Genomic DNA, 15,987 nt, shown 5'->3' with positions numbered 1-15,987 from the left:
TGTTGAATCTATGCACAAAAAACAATAGGCTGTATTGATAAAATCAATACAGTGGGTCAGTGCGATGTTTGATCTGGATACAAGATTGCTGAAAATTTTCTTTGAAATTTATCAGCATAAAAGTATTTCTAAAGCCGCGGAACAATTGGGTATTGGTCAACCAACCTTAAGTATTGCACTGAATAAACTCCGCACCCATTTTCGTGACCCACTGTTTGTACGAATTGAAAATAAAATGCAACCCACCGAACTCGCCCAGCAAATTTATCCAATGGTGGTGGAAATTCTCAACCGCCTAAAATTGGTAGAAAACTATAATATTGAGTTCGACCCACAAACCTCAACCTATCAATTTCGTATCAGCATGACTGACATCAGTCACTTGGTATTTTTACCGCGCCTGATGAATTACATGCGTCAGCATGCCCCGTCAATTCGTCTGGACATTCTGCCAATTGATAGCCAGACAGCCCCGATGATGTCGAATGGACATATTGATCTCGCCATTGGATTCCTCCCCCAACTGGAAGCAGGTTTTTATCAGCAAACCTTGTTTCAGCAGCATTACACGTGTTTGGCTAGTCAACAACATCCTCGGCTAACAGGAACCAGCCTATCCGCTCTAGAGTTTGCTCAGGAATTACATGTCGATATCTTGGCAACAGGAGGACATTATGTGGTGGAGCATGAGCTACAAAAACACGGCGTCAACCGCAATATTCTGGTGCGTTTACCCAGCTATTTGGGTGTCGGTCTGATTGTCAGAGATACCGATGTAATTGCCACTATTCCCAATTATCTGGCGCAGGTGTTAATGACTCAAGGCGGGTTGAAAACCTTAGAGCCTCCCTATCACTTTCCACAATTCAGCGTTAAGCAACACTGGCATTCGCGTGTCCATCAAACCCCAAGTAATCAATGGTTAAGACAAGTGTGCTTTAAACTGTTCTCGACCTAATTCTAACTCAGGCTAAAATAAAAACAGCGTATCGAAATCGATGCGCTGTTTGTAGTGTCATTCAATGCTTGACCAAATCCCTAGTCCGCTCCAGAAACACCCGTTGAAATGGTAATATGCTTATATTCAATGAAGTCATCCATTGCCGCCATCCCATTCATTCGCCCAAGACCAGAGTTTTTAAAACCACCCTCCTCAAACTCATCATAAACCACGGCCCAATCATTGATCCACACGGTACCCGCTTCCATTTCAGTCGCAACGCGTAATGGTAAATCTACATCACGACTCCAGATTGAAGCCGCTAAACCATATTGGTTATCATTGGCAAGCATAATCGCTTCTGCTTCGGTATCAAACACTTGCAAAGTAAGGACTGGCCCAAAAGTTTCTTCCTGAATAATATCCAAGCTGTTGTCATTCACTTCAAGTAAGGTGGGACGATAGAAAGCACCTTTGGCCAGTTCACCTTCGGTAATCGGGCCACCACGAACAATCACCTTCGCTCCTTCTGCAATCGCTTTTTCAACCACAGCATCAACACGTGCCACATTATTTTTATCGATCAATGGTCCCATATCACTGCTAGGATCGGCAGCCGGGCCGACTTTGACGGCTTCCAAACGCTGCGCCAGTTTCCGTTTCAGCTCATCTGCCAGCTCACGCTGAACCAGTAAGCGTGAACCTGTCATACAGAACTGCCCCGCAAAGATGGTCAGGGCTTTTTCCAGTTTAGGTAACACCAGATCAAGATCGGCATCCTTAAACACGATCATCGGCGTTTTACCACCCAATTCTAGACCAAAGCGTTTTAGATGCTGCGCGCCTGTCGCTGAAATAGCTTTACCTGTTGCTGTGCTGCCCGTAAAACTAATCACTGGGACATCGGGTGATTCCACCAGTAAACGCGACCCACCTCCTGTCGACTCACTAAATAAATTAATCACTCCTTGCGGTAAAGAAGTAAGCTCAGAAAAAATTTGGGAGATTATGGCATTGGTTTGTGCAGTTTGACCTGGCATCTTAATCACTGTTGTGGTGCCCGCGGCTAATGCAGGTGCCAGTGAACGAATCATTAAAACCACGGGAGAATTCCAAGGTACAATAATCCCAGACACCCCCATCGGCTCGCGTATAACCATCGAATAACTACCCGGCTTTGGCTCTAATGCTCGACCATATTCAGTTAAAGTCAACGCTGCGTAATAGCGTAATTTAGCGGGAACCATCGTCACTTCAAAGGTGGCTTCGGGCTTAATCTTTCCATTTTCAGTGGCAAGAATCTCGATCAACTCATCGGTATGACGTTCGAAAGCATCCGCCATTTCATTCAGTACTTTTGCCCGTAAACGACGATCACGCTTCCAATCTGTTTCTTTCAATGCTTTCTTTGCGGCCCATATCGCACTTTGCACCTGCTCTATCGTGGCATTGGCATATTGTCCGATTACTTCATATGTTGCTGGATTAATTGACTGCATATGCTGATGAGAATCTACCCACTCACCATTTATCCAGTTCTTAGCTAGTCTATTCATCTGCATATCCTAAAAGTAAAAATCAAAGAAGATCGACATTGGGATGCTGTCTAATATTAATCCACCAAGACATTCAATTAATATTTTGATAAATATCATAATCTTAAGTATTCAACACATCTCCCCCACGCTGTTTCTAAACCACACTTGCAAGTTACTTGAGCTACATGGGTTGAAAATGTGATAACAGCAAATCGCGAGGGTAAATGCTCAGTAACATATCGATCTTCTCAGATCACCCGATATCAATCGGTGTTAAAAGAGAGGCAAACACCCTAACAAATGATGTTTTTTGTTCGCTAGACCAAAAAAAGCAAAACTATGATTCGCTTTTTCCGAACAAGGTCTTATGACTCCTGCCGCAGCATATTCTGAATCTGGCTATCCCACGGCGCAGGATGACCAATTTTTGTGGATAGAAAATCAACCAAAGTTTGAATTTTAGGGGAGGCTCGATTGGACAAGCGGTAAACCACTGAAATATTGCCTCCCGAAGGAGAGAACTCAGGCAAGATCACCTTGAGTTGCTTTTGGCAAATTGCTTCTGCAGCAAGAAAGCTTGGCAGAATTGCAATCCCTAAACCACGCTTGGCAGCCGCCAGTAATTGATGACCACTATCTGTGCGTAGATAAGGAGATATTCGGAAAAAGGCCTTTTTTCCGTCCACAGGAAGTTGCCACATCCCATGTGGTTCTCGAGACAAATACAACAATCCACGATGTCGCAACAACTCATTAGGGTGAGTAGGCATCCCATACGCTTTTAAATAATCTGGACTTGCACAAATATAGTGGTGATTCTGTGCAACCGTCTGACTAATCAGATTGGAATCAGCTAACTCTCCCATCCGAATCGCCGCATCATAATGACCATTATTCAGATTGACAAAATGATCACTCGACTCAATATCTAGCTTTAATTCAGGATACAGTTGCACGAACTCAGCCAAATAAAGGGCGAGATATTGAATATTAAATGCCTGTGGTACCGATAAACGAAAACTACCACCAATATGATCATGACGCGCGCTGATAGATTCTTCTAGCTCACTTAACTCCACCAGAATCTTGCTCGACTGCTGATAAAACTCCTGTCCAGCCTCGGTTAACAGCATACTTCGACCACGATGAATCAGCGCAGCAGACAAACGCTGTTCCAGTTGCTGAATCCGCTGACTCACTACTGATTTAGTAATGCCTAGGCGTGTCGCAGCATGGGTAATACTTCCCGCATCAACCACGGCAATGAACGTTTGCATTTCAACAATCTGATTCAAAAGGCACTCCCGATCTGGGCTTTATCATGAACAAATGTTAGGTCTAATCGAGATGGCCTGAATAGCCTGTTCTTGCAATACTAAGTTTTATCTATGCAACAATCCAAGTATTGTCCTTTACTGTTTATTATTTATGTATTTTATGTTTTAAAAGTGCAGTGATCTTCATATTAAGAAAGTCAACAATCGCTTGCAAAGTCAGATGCTCACTTGGCCAGTGCTGCTTGCCAATCTCACCTTTATATTCTTGGCTCATACGCTGTAAAACAATTTGATGCTGCTGTTGTAATTGAGGGATCACCCATTGTGCAGCCTGATCTTTCGGTACAATATCATCCATAACCAAACTAAAATAAATTCGGCATAAAGCCAAAATCTGGTTGCGTTCATCCGCATCCTCATCCCAATGCGCCACGATCGATGGATAGGTGTCTGCCATCGCTTGCCAAAGCTGTTGGTTTGGAATTTCAGTTGACCACTGTGTCAGACTTGGCCCCAGCAAAGTACGATGATGCATTTGTGCTTTCTTGAGCAAAATACTCAGATCGGGGTCTGCATGTGTACTGAGTATAGCGCCTTGGCTTAACTCATCACGCAACCATTCACCAAATTGTAGCTCGTAGCTGAGCGGGTAACTTTCTGAAAGAATCTGCTGTTTGAGTACGATGGTGACTTCAAGTGCTCGTTGTACAGTACCGATCGGATGAGAAATGTGTAATAAGGTTTCTGCCAGTTGCTGTCTTTGCTGGAGCGTCAGTACTTGGTTGACGACAACCAAAATATCCAGATCGCTTTCTGGACCTAGGCCGCCATCGATGGCCGAACCATAAAGATAAATAGCAAACAGTGATTCGCCTAAAAGCTGCTGTAAGGCTGTTTGTAACTCATCTAATTGCAAGGTCTCCAACATGCTTCACCTCTTGATCAATCATAAAAAAGGCAGGATTTTCATCCTGCCCTTTTTCTTATTCCCACTCGATCGTTGCGGGTGGTTTAGATGACACGTCATAAACAACACGTGAAACATCTTTAATTTCATTCATGATACGGGTTGAGATTTTATCAACCAAGTCATACGGTAAGTGCGCAAAACGTGCTGTCATGAAGTCAACGGTTTCTACGGCACGAAGTGCAATCACCCATGCATAACGGCGACCATCACCCACCACACCCACTGATTTTACTGGTTGGAATACCGCAAATGCTTGTGCAGTTTTGTCGTACCAACCGCTATCACGTAGTTCTTGCATGAAGATGTCATCAGCAAGACGAAGAATATCTGCATATTCTTTTTTCACTTCACCCAATATACGCACGCCCAAACCTGGACCTGGGAATGGATGACGGTAAATCATGCTATGCGGTAAGCCAATGGTTGTACCTAATTTACGTACTTCGTCTTTAAACAAGTCACGTAATGGCTCAACCAATTCAAATTCCAAATCATCAGGTAAACCACCCACGTTGTGGTGTGATTTAATCACGTGTGCCTTACCTTGTTTGCTTGCTGCAGATTCGATCACGTCTGGATAAATCGTCCCTTGCGCCAAGAATTTCACGCCATCAAGTTTACGCGCTTCTTCTGCAAAAACTTCAATAAATTCACGACCAATGATTTTACGTTTTTTCTCAGGATCAACTTCGCCCGCCAATGCAGACAAGAAACGTTGTTCAGCATCAGCACGAATTACACGGATACCCATGTTTTCTGCAAACATTTGCATCACTTGATCACCTTCGTTTAAACGAAGTAAACCATTGTCTACAAATACGCAAGTTAACTGATCACCAATGGCTTTATGCAATAATGCTGCGACTACAGATGAGTCCACACCACCCGACAAACCTAACAGAACTTTTTCATCACCAATTTGCTCACGCAACTGTTCTACACGCAGGTCAATGATGTGCTCAGGGGTCCACAGACCACGGCAACCACAAATCTGATGGACGAAATTCGACAGTAATTCAGCACCTTTGGCCGTGTGCGTTACTTCTGGGTGGAACTGAACACCATAGAAACGACGTGCTTCATCACTTACTGCAGCGAATGGGCAGCTTGGTGTGCTTGCAGTCACTTGGAAACCTTCTGGAATCGCACTGACTTTATCGCCATGACTCATCCACACATGTAACTGGTTTTCACGGTCTTGCAAGTGACCAATCAATTTATCACGAACTAGAATATCAACTTCTGCATAACCAAACTCATGTACTGTACCCGGCTCTACTTTACCGCCAAGCTGTTCAGACATGGTTTGTAAGCCATAACAGATACCCAACACTGGTACGCCTAATTCAAATACAACTTGCGGCGCGCGTGGGCTTCCTTCTTCATGTACGCTCTCAGGGCCACCTGACAAAATAATCCCGTTCGGATTAAACGCACGAATGTCTTCTTCAGACATATCGAATGCATACATTTCAGAATAGACACCCGCTTCACGTACACGACGTGCAATCAGCTGGCTATATTGAGAGCCGAAATCCAAAATAAGGATACGATCTTCAGTAATTTGAGTATTGGTCGTCATGGTTCATCATAAAGGCAAATGAATTAAGCGCCATATTCTAACATTTTTCACGCTTTGGCGCATCGCAATTCATCATCTATCTCGTTTTTTCCTTAGGCATGTCAATGGGCACTGATATTTAAACTAAAATTCTCAAGTCAAGCACAAAATAAGGAGCGTTCAATCAACAATTCTTGCCCATTCTGCTCAACACAAAGCAAAAATTGGTGCTAAGATGACGAATCGAAAAGGTATTACCAAGGAAAGGTATGCTCTCGGCTACATCGTTGCCTTTTATACGATGCTATGTCCTCACCCAAAGGAATAAATCAAAAGGCAACTACAACTCTAAAGGCCTTGGCTTATCGTCAATGCCCTAAAATATTTTACTATCATCTAACGCTTGTCCGACCACGAGCAACAATTAGGACTTGAAGGACCAATAAAATAATGTTTCAAGAAATGATTGCGGATTTTCAACAGAATTTCTGGTTGTATATTTCAATCCCTTTTATCAGTGGCTTTATTGGTTATGTAACCAAAGTCATTGCCATTCAAATGATGTTTTCACCACTTGAATTTAAAGGATTGCGCTTATTTGGTCTTCCACTCGGATGGCAAGGGATTGTTCCCCGTAAAGCAGAGAAGATGGCCACCACGGCTGTGGAGTTGATGACCTCCAAGCTGATCAAACCCGAAGAAATTTTTGCCCGACTCGACCCCAAACGGATTGCCCAAGAAATTGAAAAACCATTAATGGCAGCCGCTGAGGACATTACCCGCGAAGTGGCACAGCAATACCAACCTGGCTTATGGGAAGGTATGCCGGAGTTTGCACGACAGAAACTAATTAAACGTGTTCAGGCCAAAGCGCCAGAAATTGTTGAACATATCATGAGTGAAGTACAGAAGGATGTTGCCAAGTACTTTGATATCAAACATATGGTGATCAACAATCTGCTCAAAGACAAACGCCTGCTCAATGAAATCTTTAAAAAAGTTGGCAAACAGGAATTCAAATTCTTTAGTAACGTCGGTTTCGTGTTTGGTTTTGCGATTGGTGTAGTGCAAATGCTGTGCTGGATCGTGACTCAAGGTAAATATCCATGGATGCTGCCAATGTTCGGTGGCTTTGTCGGCTTCTTTAGCGACTGGATGGCCTTACAAATGATGTTCCGCCCGTTATACCCAAAAAAGATCATGGGCTACACTTGGCAGGGTTTGTTCATCAAACGTCAGAATGAAGTTGCTGCCGACTATGCTGCATTGATTTCCAAACAATTACTGACTTCACGCAATATGATGGAAGAATTGTTTTCAGGCACACATTCGGACAAAGTCATTGAATTGGTCAGCCGCCAGGTAAAACAAGAAATTGACTTACAGGCAGGTATTGTGCGTCCATTGGTGGTCTATGCCATTGGCGGCGAGAAATATCAGAACCTGAAAGCCGAAGTCGCAGAGCGTATTCTGAAACAGCTTCCAGATACCATGCGCTATGTTGAGTCTTATGCTGAAGATGCCATGAATGTGCGCAATACACTGGTTGAACGTATGCAGAAACTCAGCCCGGAAGAGTTTGAAGGGATGTTACGCCCTGCCTTCAAAGAAGATGAATGGTCACTGATTATTGTTGGTGCGGTGTTGGGTTTCCTCGTTGGGGAAATGCAGATTCATTTTATGCTCTAAAAATCTGAGTGATAAAAAAGGAAGCATCTGCTTCCTTTTTTATGCTTTTATCGAGATGTATATTTTTCAATTTTAATCACTTCAATATCGGTTGCTTTATAACGATGGGTATCTACCTCACCCACCAAACGCACATGATCACCGACTTTTAGCCCTGCCTGACGCCAAAGATCATCATCAATTTCTACACTGATCGTACCACTCCGATCTTTAAATTCATAATGATCACTTTGCAGATGCTTTGTGATCTGGCCTGTCAGCGTGACACCCGTTTCATCTGCCAATTTCGCCACTTGGCTCACGGTCACCATATTCTTTGTCGCTTCCTGTAGCAATACATGATCATCCTTACCCGCCCATGTCAGCGTCGAAAGACCAGTGAACACTACGATCCCGCAACCCAAAAGCACTTTTTTCATTATCATGTCCTATTTGTTTTCACCAATTATGATCTAAACAGAAATAAGCACAGATGTCGGCTTTTGTTTGTAAGCAAGCAAATACGATCGGCAAAATTTAGCCCCACTATTCACAGTGGGGCATTAATAGCGGCCTATAGTTTATTTTTCAATCAAATGATCAAGACTAATACGACCTGCACCATAAAGCATTAACATGAAGAAACCACCTGCCATGGCAAAGTTTTTCATAAAGTTAATGGCATCCTCTGCACCACCATGGAAGATAAAGGCGGTGATAATACTAAAAATACCTAAGCCTAAAGATGCAAAACGTGTTTGGAAACCAAACAATAAGGCTAAACCACCACCAAACTCAACCAAGATTACGAGGGGTAACAACGCGCCTGGAACACCCATTGATTCCATATAACCAGCCGTGCCTGCATAGCCCACGATCTTGCCCCATCCAGCAACAAGAAAAATATAAGCCAACAACAAACGCGCAATCAAAGTTACGACATTAGCCACACCAGACTGTGTTACGATATTTTTTACAACAACATTTGGATTAAACATAATCAATTTCCACACTGTTCGTTTTTTAACATGTTAGCAAGTTTATGCATCTTTAATTTTGCAATAAAGTCCTATTTAGTTAACATATCGTTCCTATTTTGCAACAATAACACTATTTTTCTCGCGTCAATCTCCTTTGAATATGTGCTGAAAAGTTACCAATTAATTTGCTTTTTATACTGACTTTCTACAGATGCACTGCTAGGATTTAGTCCACATTCATAGTGTTAACACCTTCATGGAACTGATTGATTTTATTCTGCACGTTGACGAACATCTTTTAGAATTTATTACCAATTATGGTGTATGGATTTATGCCATTTTATTCCTGATTATTTTTGTTGAAACCGGTTTGGTAGTAATGCCTTTCTTACCTGGCGATAGTTTATTATTTGCTGCAGGTGCATTGGCTGCTTCAACAGGTGCAATGGATCCATGGATATTGGGTATTTTACTCTTTCTTGCTGCGGTACTGGGTGATACCTTAAACTATCATATTGGGCGTTATATCGGGCCACGTGTGTTCGAAATTAACTCGCGTTTTATTAATAAACAACATCTTATTAAAACCCAGCAATTCTTTGAACGCCATGGAGGTAAGACCATTATCTTCGCGCGCTTTGTTCCATTTGCACGTACTTTTGCCCCATTTGTTGCGGGTGCAGGTAGTATGAATTATAAGTACTTCCTTAGCTATAATGTCGTTGGTGCATTCTGCTGGATCGCCTCCTTCATCACGCTTGGTTATTTATTTGGTAATATGCCAATCGTGAAAGATAATTTCACCCATCTGATTTTCGGTATTATTATTATCAGTATCTTACCAGGCGTGATTGGCTTTATCCGCCAGAAAATGAAGGGCACGAAAGCCCAATAAGTCGAGCGTTCTGTTAAAAGAAACGTAAGATCATAGGCAGCATACAAATCAGTAATAGCATGGCCGACCCTTTATACAAATGGTCGGCTTTAATTCCAATCAAACTTCCCGCCAGCAATGCACGTCCAAATAACATCCAGAAAATACTAACCGGGATCAGAATAAGACTAAAAATGGCAAAAACCAAAGCAGCTTGCTCAATCGAATTCCACGTTTCACTCGGAAAAACCCCTGAAGCCAGCAGTACTGTTTTTGGATTTTTTAAAGTCGATAAGAATAGCTGTCTTTTACGAATTTGCTGATGATGCTGATCGTGCTTTTGTAGATGTGAACCTTTCCAGAGATGAAAAGCCATCCACAATACGTAGAGTAAACTGAGCGTATGTAAAATCGCGCCAATCGCAGGCCAGATCGGATCAAATAAATGAATGAATAGCGCCCATAAACTAATCCCGTAGAGATAGCCCAACCACTCAATTGGAATAAACGTGATGGTTTTAGGAACACCGTGTTGGTGTGTTGCACTGGCAAGCAAAGCATTGGTTGGACCAGGTATCAATAACACCGCCAACATCGCCAAAACAAAAAACCAACTCTCAATCATAGATATACCGAACAACTAGACATGGGCGCCACCTTAAACGAATTTAGGGCAAAAATACAAATTTGAGCGAGATGCAGGCAAGGGAAAAATCAATGATTTAGTGGATATAATTTTTTAATATATTGAATTTTTTTATTATTTTACGAAACATTTTGCCATAATTTAGTTGCTGACCATCATCCTGACAGATGACGGTCAGTTGTCAAAATCTATGATTTTGGACGTTGTTTGACAATAATCGGGCAGCCTTTAAATTTTGCTGCCTGTACAATCGCATCTTGTTGACCCAGTACATTGGCCAACTCAGTGTTCTTGGTATTCATTGACTGTCCCATATTGAGTGAGATCGATGGACCAAAGCCCCACCCCCCTCTGCCCCAGCCACCACCAAGCCCAACACCAACGCCCATACCTGTACGTTTTGGCGTTTGTACACCATTTTCAATATAAAGCTGAATACGGTTGTATTCTGCTTGTAACTGTTGGCAATTCAATGCTTGATATTGTGTAGGCGACACATAAGCGGGTTTAACCGTTGATGCACATGCACCCAATAACAGACTCGCTGCCAAAACAGGCATCCAATATAAGCGTTTCATAAGATTCTCTTATTTATTTCTTTGATTCAATCTCATTGAACAGGGTCACATAAGCGACGGTCAATTTATGGTCAGATGCCAAATGAATCAAGGGTAAATTCTTTTGATGTGATTCTTTCATCAAGATCGAGGGGGGGTAACATGCTCTCTAGCACTGGTAAACCTTCATCTTTGAGTTGTTGAACCACTTCACGGGGTAGTTTTGCCTGAGATTGGAACTGATTGACCACAATTCCTTCAATCTCCAAGCGATCATTATGATCATCTTGGGTTTCGAGCACATTTTCAATCAAAGTTTGTAACGCACGTTTTGAGAACACATCACAATCGAATGGAATTAATACCCGATCCGCAGAGATCAAAGCAGATAAAGTAAAGAAATTAAATGCAGGGGGTGTATCAATAAAAATCCGGTCATAACGTGCACTCAAGGATTGGATCGAGTCACGCAATTTATAGATTTTATGCTTGCTTTCCAGTGCATGTTCAAGAGCCCCCAAACTTGGACTGGCAGGAATCACATCCAGATTATCAAAAGTAGTACGATGCACATAACTGTCTAAACCTTTACCGCGCGGTGCTTTCAGAATGGAGCCAATAGCATTGCCAAGCAGTCCTTTTTGCTGCGTACTGCCTAAAATATCCTCGAAGAAATTTTCGATGTTTGGCTCTAATGCGGCTTTATCGGCAGAATAGGTTGCATCTTCACCCAAAAGATACTGGCTTGAATTTGCTTGCGGGTCCAGATCAATCACCAAGGTTCTTAAACCTTGCTGCGCACTAATGGCCGCTAAATTCACGGTAATACTTGATTTCCCCACACCGCCTTTCTGGTTAAACACCACACGCGTTAACATAATTTCCCTCTAAATATTTTTGTAAACTGCATGCAGTTTAACCTAGCGCTATAACTATTACTTACACAATGTGTCAAACAATCAGGTAAAAACCGGCTGAATCATGACAAGGCCTAAAATACCGACCAGAGCAACCGTTCCGATTAATAAACCTGCGCGACGTTGTACCAATAAAATGCTGCTGTCCTGCTTGTAGGTTTTGATCAATGAAGACCAGAACACAAAGAACAAAATCACTTTGGCATAGAACCAAGGCTGTACTTCAAAATTGTTCATACTGAGCAAGATTGCACCCGTCACAATAATCAAGGTCAAAGACAAATGTTGTAAACCAACCAGACCTTTACGGGCTTTCGCATTGGGTTGCTGATCCTGCACACCTACAAATAAAGTCGAAGCACGTAATACAAAAGCAATGATCAATAAGCTCACTGCTGAGATATGCACAATTTTAGTAAGTAAATGAATGTCCATCATCGATTGTTAACCTTTGGGTGCATGTGCGCATTCCGGACTGGCAGGTGCCTCACCCTGCCACTCACTCGGCACATAGGCATGAATCGCTAACGCGTGGATGCGGCCCGGGCTCATTAACTCAGCAGCAACCGCATAAATTTTTTGATGACGCTGTACCAGACGTAGGCCTTGGAATTCTTCACTGACCACAATCACTTTAAAGTGTGACTCTTTACCAGGGAAATAACCGCCATGTCCTGCCGACTCATTGATTACTTCAAGATGGTTGGGTGCAAGCGTGTTTAAACGTTCAATCAACTGTTGTTCTAAGTTCATCGGTCACTCTGTAAGGTCAGATTGAGATAGCTCATTAGTATACATGAGCGCAATCTGAGGGAAACTTTTGTACAAAAATTTGCTATATCCTGCTCTTTTTGCATGAAAGTGCTTTAATTTTATGCAAATAATCAATTTCTTTGCATAAAATTATTGACCCTATTTTTGCATAATGTATTATACACGGCATGCGGGAATAGCTCAGTTGGTAGAGCATAACCTTGCCAAGGTTGGGGTCGGGAGTTCGAGTCTCCTTTCCCGCTCAAATTTTTCAGTGTAAGTTTTCGTAAAAACTGCTCAATAAGCGGGAATAGCTCAGTTGGTAGAGCATAACCTTGCCAAGGTTGGGGTCGCGAGTTCGAGTCTCGTTTCCCGCTCCAAATTTAAAAGGCCCTAGTCGAAAGATTAGGGCTTTTTTCTTGTTGATTTTATTATATTTTTTAAAATTCCGCCTTCCTTTGTGATTCAATTCAATAAAAAATATTCTTAATGTAATTTGTATTTTGTGACCAAGATGTGACCATGGCGTGCCCACGACAATAAAAATGGTCTTAATTGATCTCAAATGTCCTCAATCGATCACCACTTTCAGAGCTTTTTTGAAGGCAAAAAATCACCCTGTTCTCTTCCAAACAAGGTATTTTTTACCAAATGATCAATAATTTGTGACCATTTCACTTTTTGATGTGACCATTTGTGACCAAACTACTTACTAACAGATTGTTCTTTATTGTCTTTTTCAAAAACAAATAAATCTCCTACCTGCACATCCAAATAATCGCAAATACGATCGATAGTCTCTAAATCAATTCGAGTCAATTCGCCATTATAAAGCTTATGCAAAGTTGTCTTGTTAATGCCTGTGCCACGAATTAAGTCAGCTACACGCATTTTTCTTTCAGCCAACAATATTGGTAGTTTACAAATAACCATTAATTTTTCCTCTAATACAATGAAAATTTAATTGCATTTAATTAAATTTGAGGTTATTTTAGGTCTAAGGATGAAAAATTCATTACATCCGATGAATTACGCTAGGAATACAATTATGTCATATACCTATCTCACAGCCCAGCAACTGGCTGAAAAAATCCAGTACGACGCTCGTACTATTCGCAACCAGCTAAAGGACAGTGTCTTTATCGAAGGTGTTCACTACATCCGTCCTTTTGGTGGCCGCAAAATTCTTTTTGTTTGGGAACGCATTGAAACTGAAATGCTTAAATTCACTGGTTTAAGCATGGATGCCCTGCAATAAGGCTTAGGAGGTTTAACTGATGGCTACCATCCGGGAACGAAGTGGCAAACTGATTGCCGATTTTCGCTACATGGGCATTCGTTGCAGAGAAACAACTAGTCTTGAAGACAATGCCTATAATCGTCGTATTTTGAAAAAACGTCTCGAGCAGCTGGAGGCGGAAATTACTTTGGGAACTTTTGAATACGAAAAGTACTTTCCAAAAAGTAACCGTGTTGAGGAGTTTAAGGAAAAAAGAAGTAAGCAAATTGCTGTACAGACCAAAGTTCCTCTTTTTAAAGAGTTTACTGAATTGTGGTTAAAGCAGAAACAAGTTGAATGGAGAACCTCATACCAGCAAAAGGTTTCAATTGTGATCAAAAACTATTTGATTCCTGCTTTTGGTAATCAGGTTCTCTCGAAAATCAAGAAGTCAGACTTGCTGAACTTCCGTGCCTCTCTCGCCAAAGTGACTCACGGAAAAAATCAGACAAGTCTGAAAGCATCGAGAATCAATCAAATCATGACGCCTTTACGTATGATACTCAATGATGCGGCTGAACGATACGAGTTTGAGTCGCCTTATAAAAATATTAACAATCTGAAGGAAAGCAAGATTGAAGTCACACCTTTTTCTCTGGAAGAGGTGCATAAAATTCTTACCACAGTGCGTGAAGACTTCCGCCCCTATTACACCATTCGCTTTTTTACGGGTATGCGTACCAGTGAAATCGATGGTCTGCAATGGAAAAATATCGACTTACAGCGTCGTGAAATCCATATCAGAGAAGCGTTAGTGAATGGTGTGCTTGGCGGAACCAAAACTTATGGTTCTGACCGCACGATCCAGATGAATGACCGCGTTTACCAAGCCTTTATGCAACAGAAAAGCTTAAATAATGGTAAATCAGAGTTTGTTTTCTGCAATCGTGATGGTGGACCTCTCGATTACCGTCTGGTGAATAAACGTGTCTGGCATCCGATCTTGCGCTTTCTAGGATTGAAGTCTAGAAGAGCCTACCAAACACGTCATACAGCAGCAACTCTATGGCTGTCAGCAGGAGAAAATCCGGAATGGATCGCACGTCAATTGGGACATTCAACGACTGAAATGCTATTCCGGGTCTATAGCCGTTACATCCCCAATGTTACGCGCCGCGATGGCAGTGCATTTGAAGCCATGCTGGAAAAACTAAATACAGAGGAGCTTGCACATGAATAGTAAAGCTTTCTTTGGTGGTGTGGTCGTCAGCCCTGAAGCAGATATGGTCGCTCGTGAACTCATTCATGAGTTACACATTCCCAAACTGCACAATCTGGCCTTTTTGCTGGAAATCAATAAATGCTTCGATGACCACCAAGCATTGAGACTCTGGTTACAGCGAATGCTGGATGAAGGGCAAGCTCATTACGATGACTTGGCTCAACAGGCCCGTCTCCGCTTAATGAGTCTCGCTCACTCATAAAACAAACATAAAAGGTCATCAAATCGATGACCTTAGCCCCTTTATACCTATAAAAAGGTCAACATATGAATAAAGATATTTCAATTTGGATGCCACTCTATATTGGCGACCTACAGGCGAAATTTGCACGAATGACAGCAGAACAAATTGGTGCGGCACTGCTGTTAATGATGGATTTCTGGAAAAATGGTGCCATTCCTCATGATTTAGCAACGGTATGCAGCATCACGAAATTACCGCAGCACACCAAGGCTAAAACTTTGTTAAATACGCTGATGGCCCTAGAATTGTTTGAAGTCGAGTCTGAGCAGATTCATTCAAATTTCTTAAGCAGTTTAAAAAGCCAGGCATTGCAAAATCAGCAAATGAAATCTGATAAAGCTAAAAATGCAGCTCAAGCACGTTGGGGGAAATCCGCTAGTAATGCTCAAGCATCAACCAAGCAACGAAAAGTAAATGCTCAAGCAACTCCTGAGAAGAGCTCGAGTATTACTCAAGCCATGCTTGAATCATGCCCTTCATCTTCATCTTCATCTTCATCTTCATCTTCATCTTCATCTTCATCTTCATCTTCATCTTCATCTTCATCTTCATCTTCATCTT

The 15,987-nt window shown here is 42.0% G+C and carries 18 protein-coding genes, 2 tRNA genes and 1 pseudogene; 9 read left to right on the top strand and 12 right to left on the bottom strand.

The window, feature by feature from the left end:
* Positions 1-64: 64 nt before the first annotated feature.
* The gene (locus Aba26S_RS10250) at positions 65-958 is read left to right on the top strand and encodes a LysR family transcriptional regulator (protein ID WP_005240463.1); all 894 of its coding nucleotides are present in this window, start codon (positions 65-67) and stop codon (positions 956-958) included.
* Between the two features lie 80 nt (positions 959-1,038).
* On the opposite strand, the gene Aba26S_RS10245 is transcribed toward Aba26S_RS10250, so the two are convergent.
* From Aba26S_RS10245 to guaA, 4 genes are all read right to left on the bottom strand, one after another.
* Positions 1,039-2,496 (bottom strand): aldehyde dehydrogenase family protein, encoded by a 1,458-nt coding sequence (locus Aba26S_RS10245; RefSeq protein WP_005240465.1) that lies wholly within the window; start codon positions 2,494-2,496, stop codon positions 1,039-1,041.
* Between the two features lie 347 nt (positions 2,497-2,843).
* The gene (locus Aba26S_RS10240) at positions 2,844-3,773 is read right to left on the bottom strand and encodes a LysR family transcriptional regulator (protein ID WP_005240468.1); all 930 of its coding nucleotides are present in this window, start codon (positions 3,771-3,773) and stop codon (positions 2,844-2,846) included.
* Between the two features lie 127 nt (positions 3,774-3,900).
* Positions 3,901-4,683 (bottom strand): ANT(3'')-II family aminoglycoside nucleotidyltransferase, encoded by a 783-nt coding sequence (locus tag Aba26S_RS10235; protein WP_005240470.1) that lies wholly within the window; start codon positions 4,681-4,683, stop codon positions 3,901-3,903.
* 55 nt (positions 4,684-4,738) lie between these two features.
* Complete coding sequence (gene guaA / locus Aba26S_RS10230) at positions 4,739-6,307, bottom strand: glutamine-hydrolyzing GMP synthase (RefSeq protein WP_005240472.1); 1,569 nt, start codon at positions 6,305-6,307, stop codon at positions 4,739-4,741.
* A 441-nt stretch (positions 6,308-6,748) separates the two neighbouring features.
* On the opposite strand from guaA, the gene Aba26S_RS10225 reads away from it, so the two are divergent.
* Positions 6,749-7,975: a DUF445 family protein gene (locus tag Aba26S_RS10225; RefSeq protein WP_171057836.1), complete on the top strand. Its 1,227-nt coding sequence runs from the start codon at positions 6,749-6,751 to the stop codon at positions 7,973-7,975.
* 47 nt (positions 7,976-8,022) lie between these two features.
* On the opposite strand, the gene Aba26S_RS10220 is transcribed toward Aba26S_RS10225, so the two are convergent.
* Both Aba26S_RS10220 and Aba26S_RS10215 read right to left on the bottom strand, forming a co-directional pair.
* On the bottom strand, positions 8,023-8,394 hold the full coding sequence (locus Aba26S_RS10220) for a NirD/YgiW/YdeI family stress tolerance protein (protein WP_005240475.1): 372 nt from the start codon (positions 8,392-8,394) through the stop codon (positions 8,023-8,025).
* Between the two features lie 141 nt (positions 8,395-8,535).
* A complete protein-coding gene (locus Aba26S_RS10215; protein ID WP_005240476.1) occupies positions 8,536-8,952 on the bottom strand; it encodes a DoxX family protein in 417 nt (138 codons plus the stop codon).
* 238 nt (positions 8,953-9,190) lie between these two features.
* On the opposite strand from Aba26S_RS10215, the gene Aba26S_RS10210 reads away from it, so the two are divergent.
* On the top strand, positions 9,191-9,829 hold the full coding sequence (locus tag Aba26S_RS10210; protein WP_005240478.1) for a DedA family protein: 639 nt from the start codon (positions 9,191-9,193) through the stop codon (positions 9,827-9,829).
* A 13-nt stretch (positions 9,830-9,842) separates the two neighbouring features.
* Here Aba26S_RS10210 and Aba26S_RS10205 read toward each other — a convergent pair whose 3' ends face one another.
* The 5 genes and pseudogenes from Aba26S_RS10205 to Aba26S_RS10185 all read right to left on the bottom strand — a co-directional run bounded on the left by Aba26S_RS10205 (position 9,843) and on the right by Aba26S_RS10185 (position 12,681).
* A complete protein-coding gene (locus Aba26S_RS10205; RefSeq protein WP_005240480.1) occupies positions 9,843-10,433 on the bottom strand; it encodes a LysE family translocator in 591 nt (196 codons plus the stop codon).
* A gap of 209 nt (positions 10,434-10,642) precedes the next feature.
* On the bottom strand, positions 10,643-11,032 hold the full coding sequence (locus tag Aba26S_RS10200) for a hypothetical protein (protein ID WP_005240482.1): 390 nt from the start codon (positions 11,030-11,032) through the stop codon (positions 10,643-10,645).
* A gap of 13 nt (positions 11,033-11,045) precedes the next feature.
* A pseudogene (locus Aba26S_RS10195) lies at positions 11,046-11,889 on the bottom strand (ParA family protein).
* Positions 11,890-11,970: 81 nt separating this feature from the next.
* Entirely contained in the window at positions 11,971-12,363 is a 393-nt protein-coding gene (locus tag Aba26S_RS10190) for a SirB2 family protein (protein ID WP_010589820.1), read from the bottom strand.
* 9 nt (positions 12,364-12,372) lie between these two features.
* Positions 12,373-12,681: a BolA family transcriptional regulator gene (locus Aba26S_RS10185; protein WP_005240489.1), complete on the bottom strand. Its 309-nt coding sequence runs from the start codon at positions 12,679-12,681 to the stop codon at positions 12,373-12,375.
* Between the two features lie 190 nt (positions 12,682-12,871).
* Between Aba26S_RS10185 and Aba26S_RS10180 the strand changes: the two genes are divergently transcribed.
* Positions 12,872-12,944: transfer RNA gene (locus Aba26S_RS10180), tRNA-Gly, on the top strand.
* A gap of 41 nt (positions 12,945-12,985) precedes the next feature.
* Positions 12,986-13,061 (top strand) — tRNA-Gly (locus Aba26S_RS10175).
* 325 nt (positions 13,062-13,386) lie between these two features.
* On the opposite strand, the gene Aba26S_RS10170 is transcribed toward Aba26S_RS10175, so the two are convergent.
* Positions 13,387-13,614, bottom strand: a complete 228-nt coding sequence (locus tag Aba26S_RS10170) for a helix-turn-helix transcriptional regulator (protein WP_004674114.1) — start codon at positions 13,612-13,614, stop codon at positions 13,387-13,389.
* A gap of 115 nt (positions 13,615-13,729) precedes the next feature.
* Here Aba26S_RS10170 and Aba26S_RS10165 point away from each other — a divergent pair, with 115 nt between their 5' ends.
* The 4 genes from Aba26S_RS10165 to Aba26S_RS10150 form a co-directional block, all read left to right on the top strand.
* Positions 13,730-13,939, top strand: coding sequence for a hypothetical protein (locus tag Aba26S_RS10165; RefSeq protein ID WP_000122748.1), 210 nt, complete (start codon positions 13,730-13,732; stop codon positions 13,937-13,939).
* A gap of 19 nt (positions 13,940-13,958) precedes the next feature.
* Positions 13,959-15,140, top strand: coding sequence for a site-specific integrase (locus Aba26S_RS10160; protein WP_005155352.1), 1,182 nt, complete (start codon positions 13,959-13,961; stop codon positions 15,138-15,140).
* The gene (locus Aba26S_RS10155; RefSeq protein WP_001084945.1) at positions 15,133-15,384 is read left to right on the top strand and encodes a hypothetical protein; all 252 of its coding nucleotides are present in this window, start codon (positions 15,133-15,135) and stop codon (positions 15,382-15,384) included. The genes Aba26S_RS10160 and Aba26S_RS10155 overlap by 8 nt, the downstream gene beginning before the upstream one ends.
* A 65-nt stretch (positions 15,385-15,449) precedes the next feature.
* Positions 15,450-15,987: DUF1376 domain-containing protein (locus tag Aba26S_RS10150; protein ID WP_043971785.1), on the top strand; the 538-nt coding region annotated here is incomplete at its 3' end.

Source organism: Acinetobacter sp. NBRC 110496, assembly GCF_000876115.1.
In the GTDB taxonomy this organism is placed as follows: Bacteria; Pseudomonadota; Gammaproteobacteria; order Pseudomonadales; family Moraxellaceae; genus Acinetobacter.
Note: the sequence above shows the minus strand (reverse complement) of the source record. Positions and strands in the feature narration are given on the sequence as shown.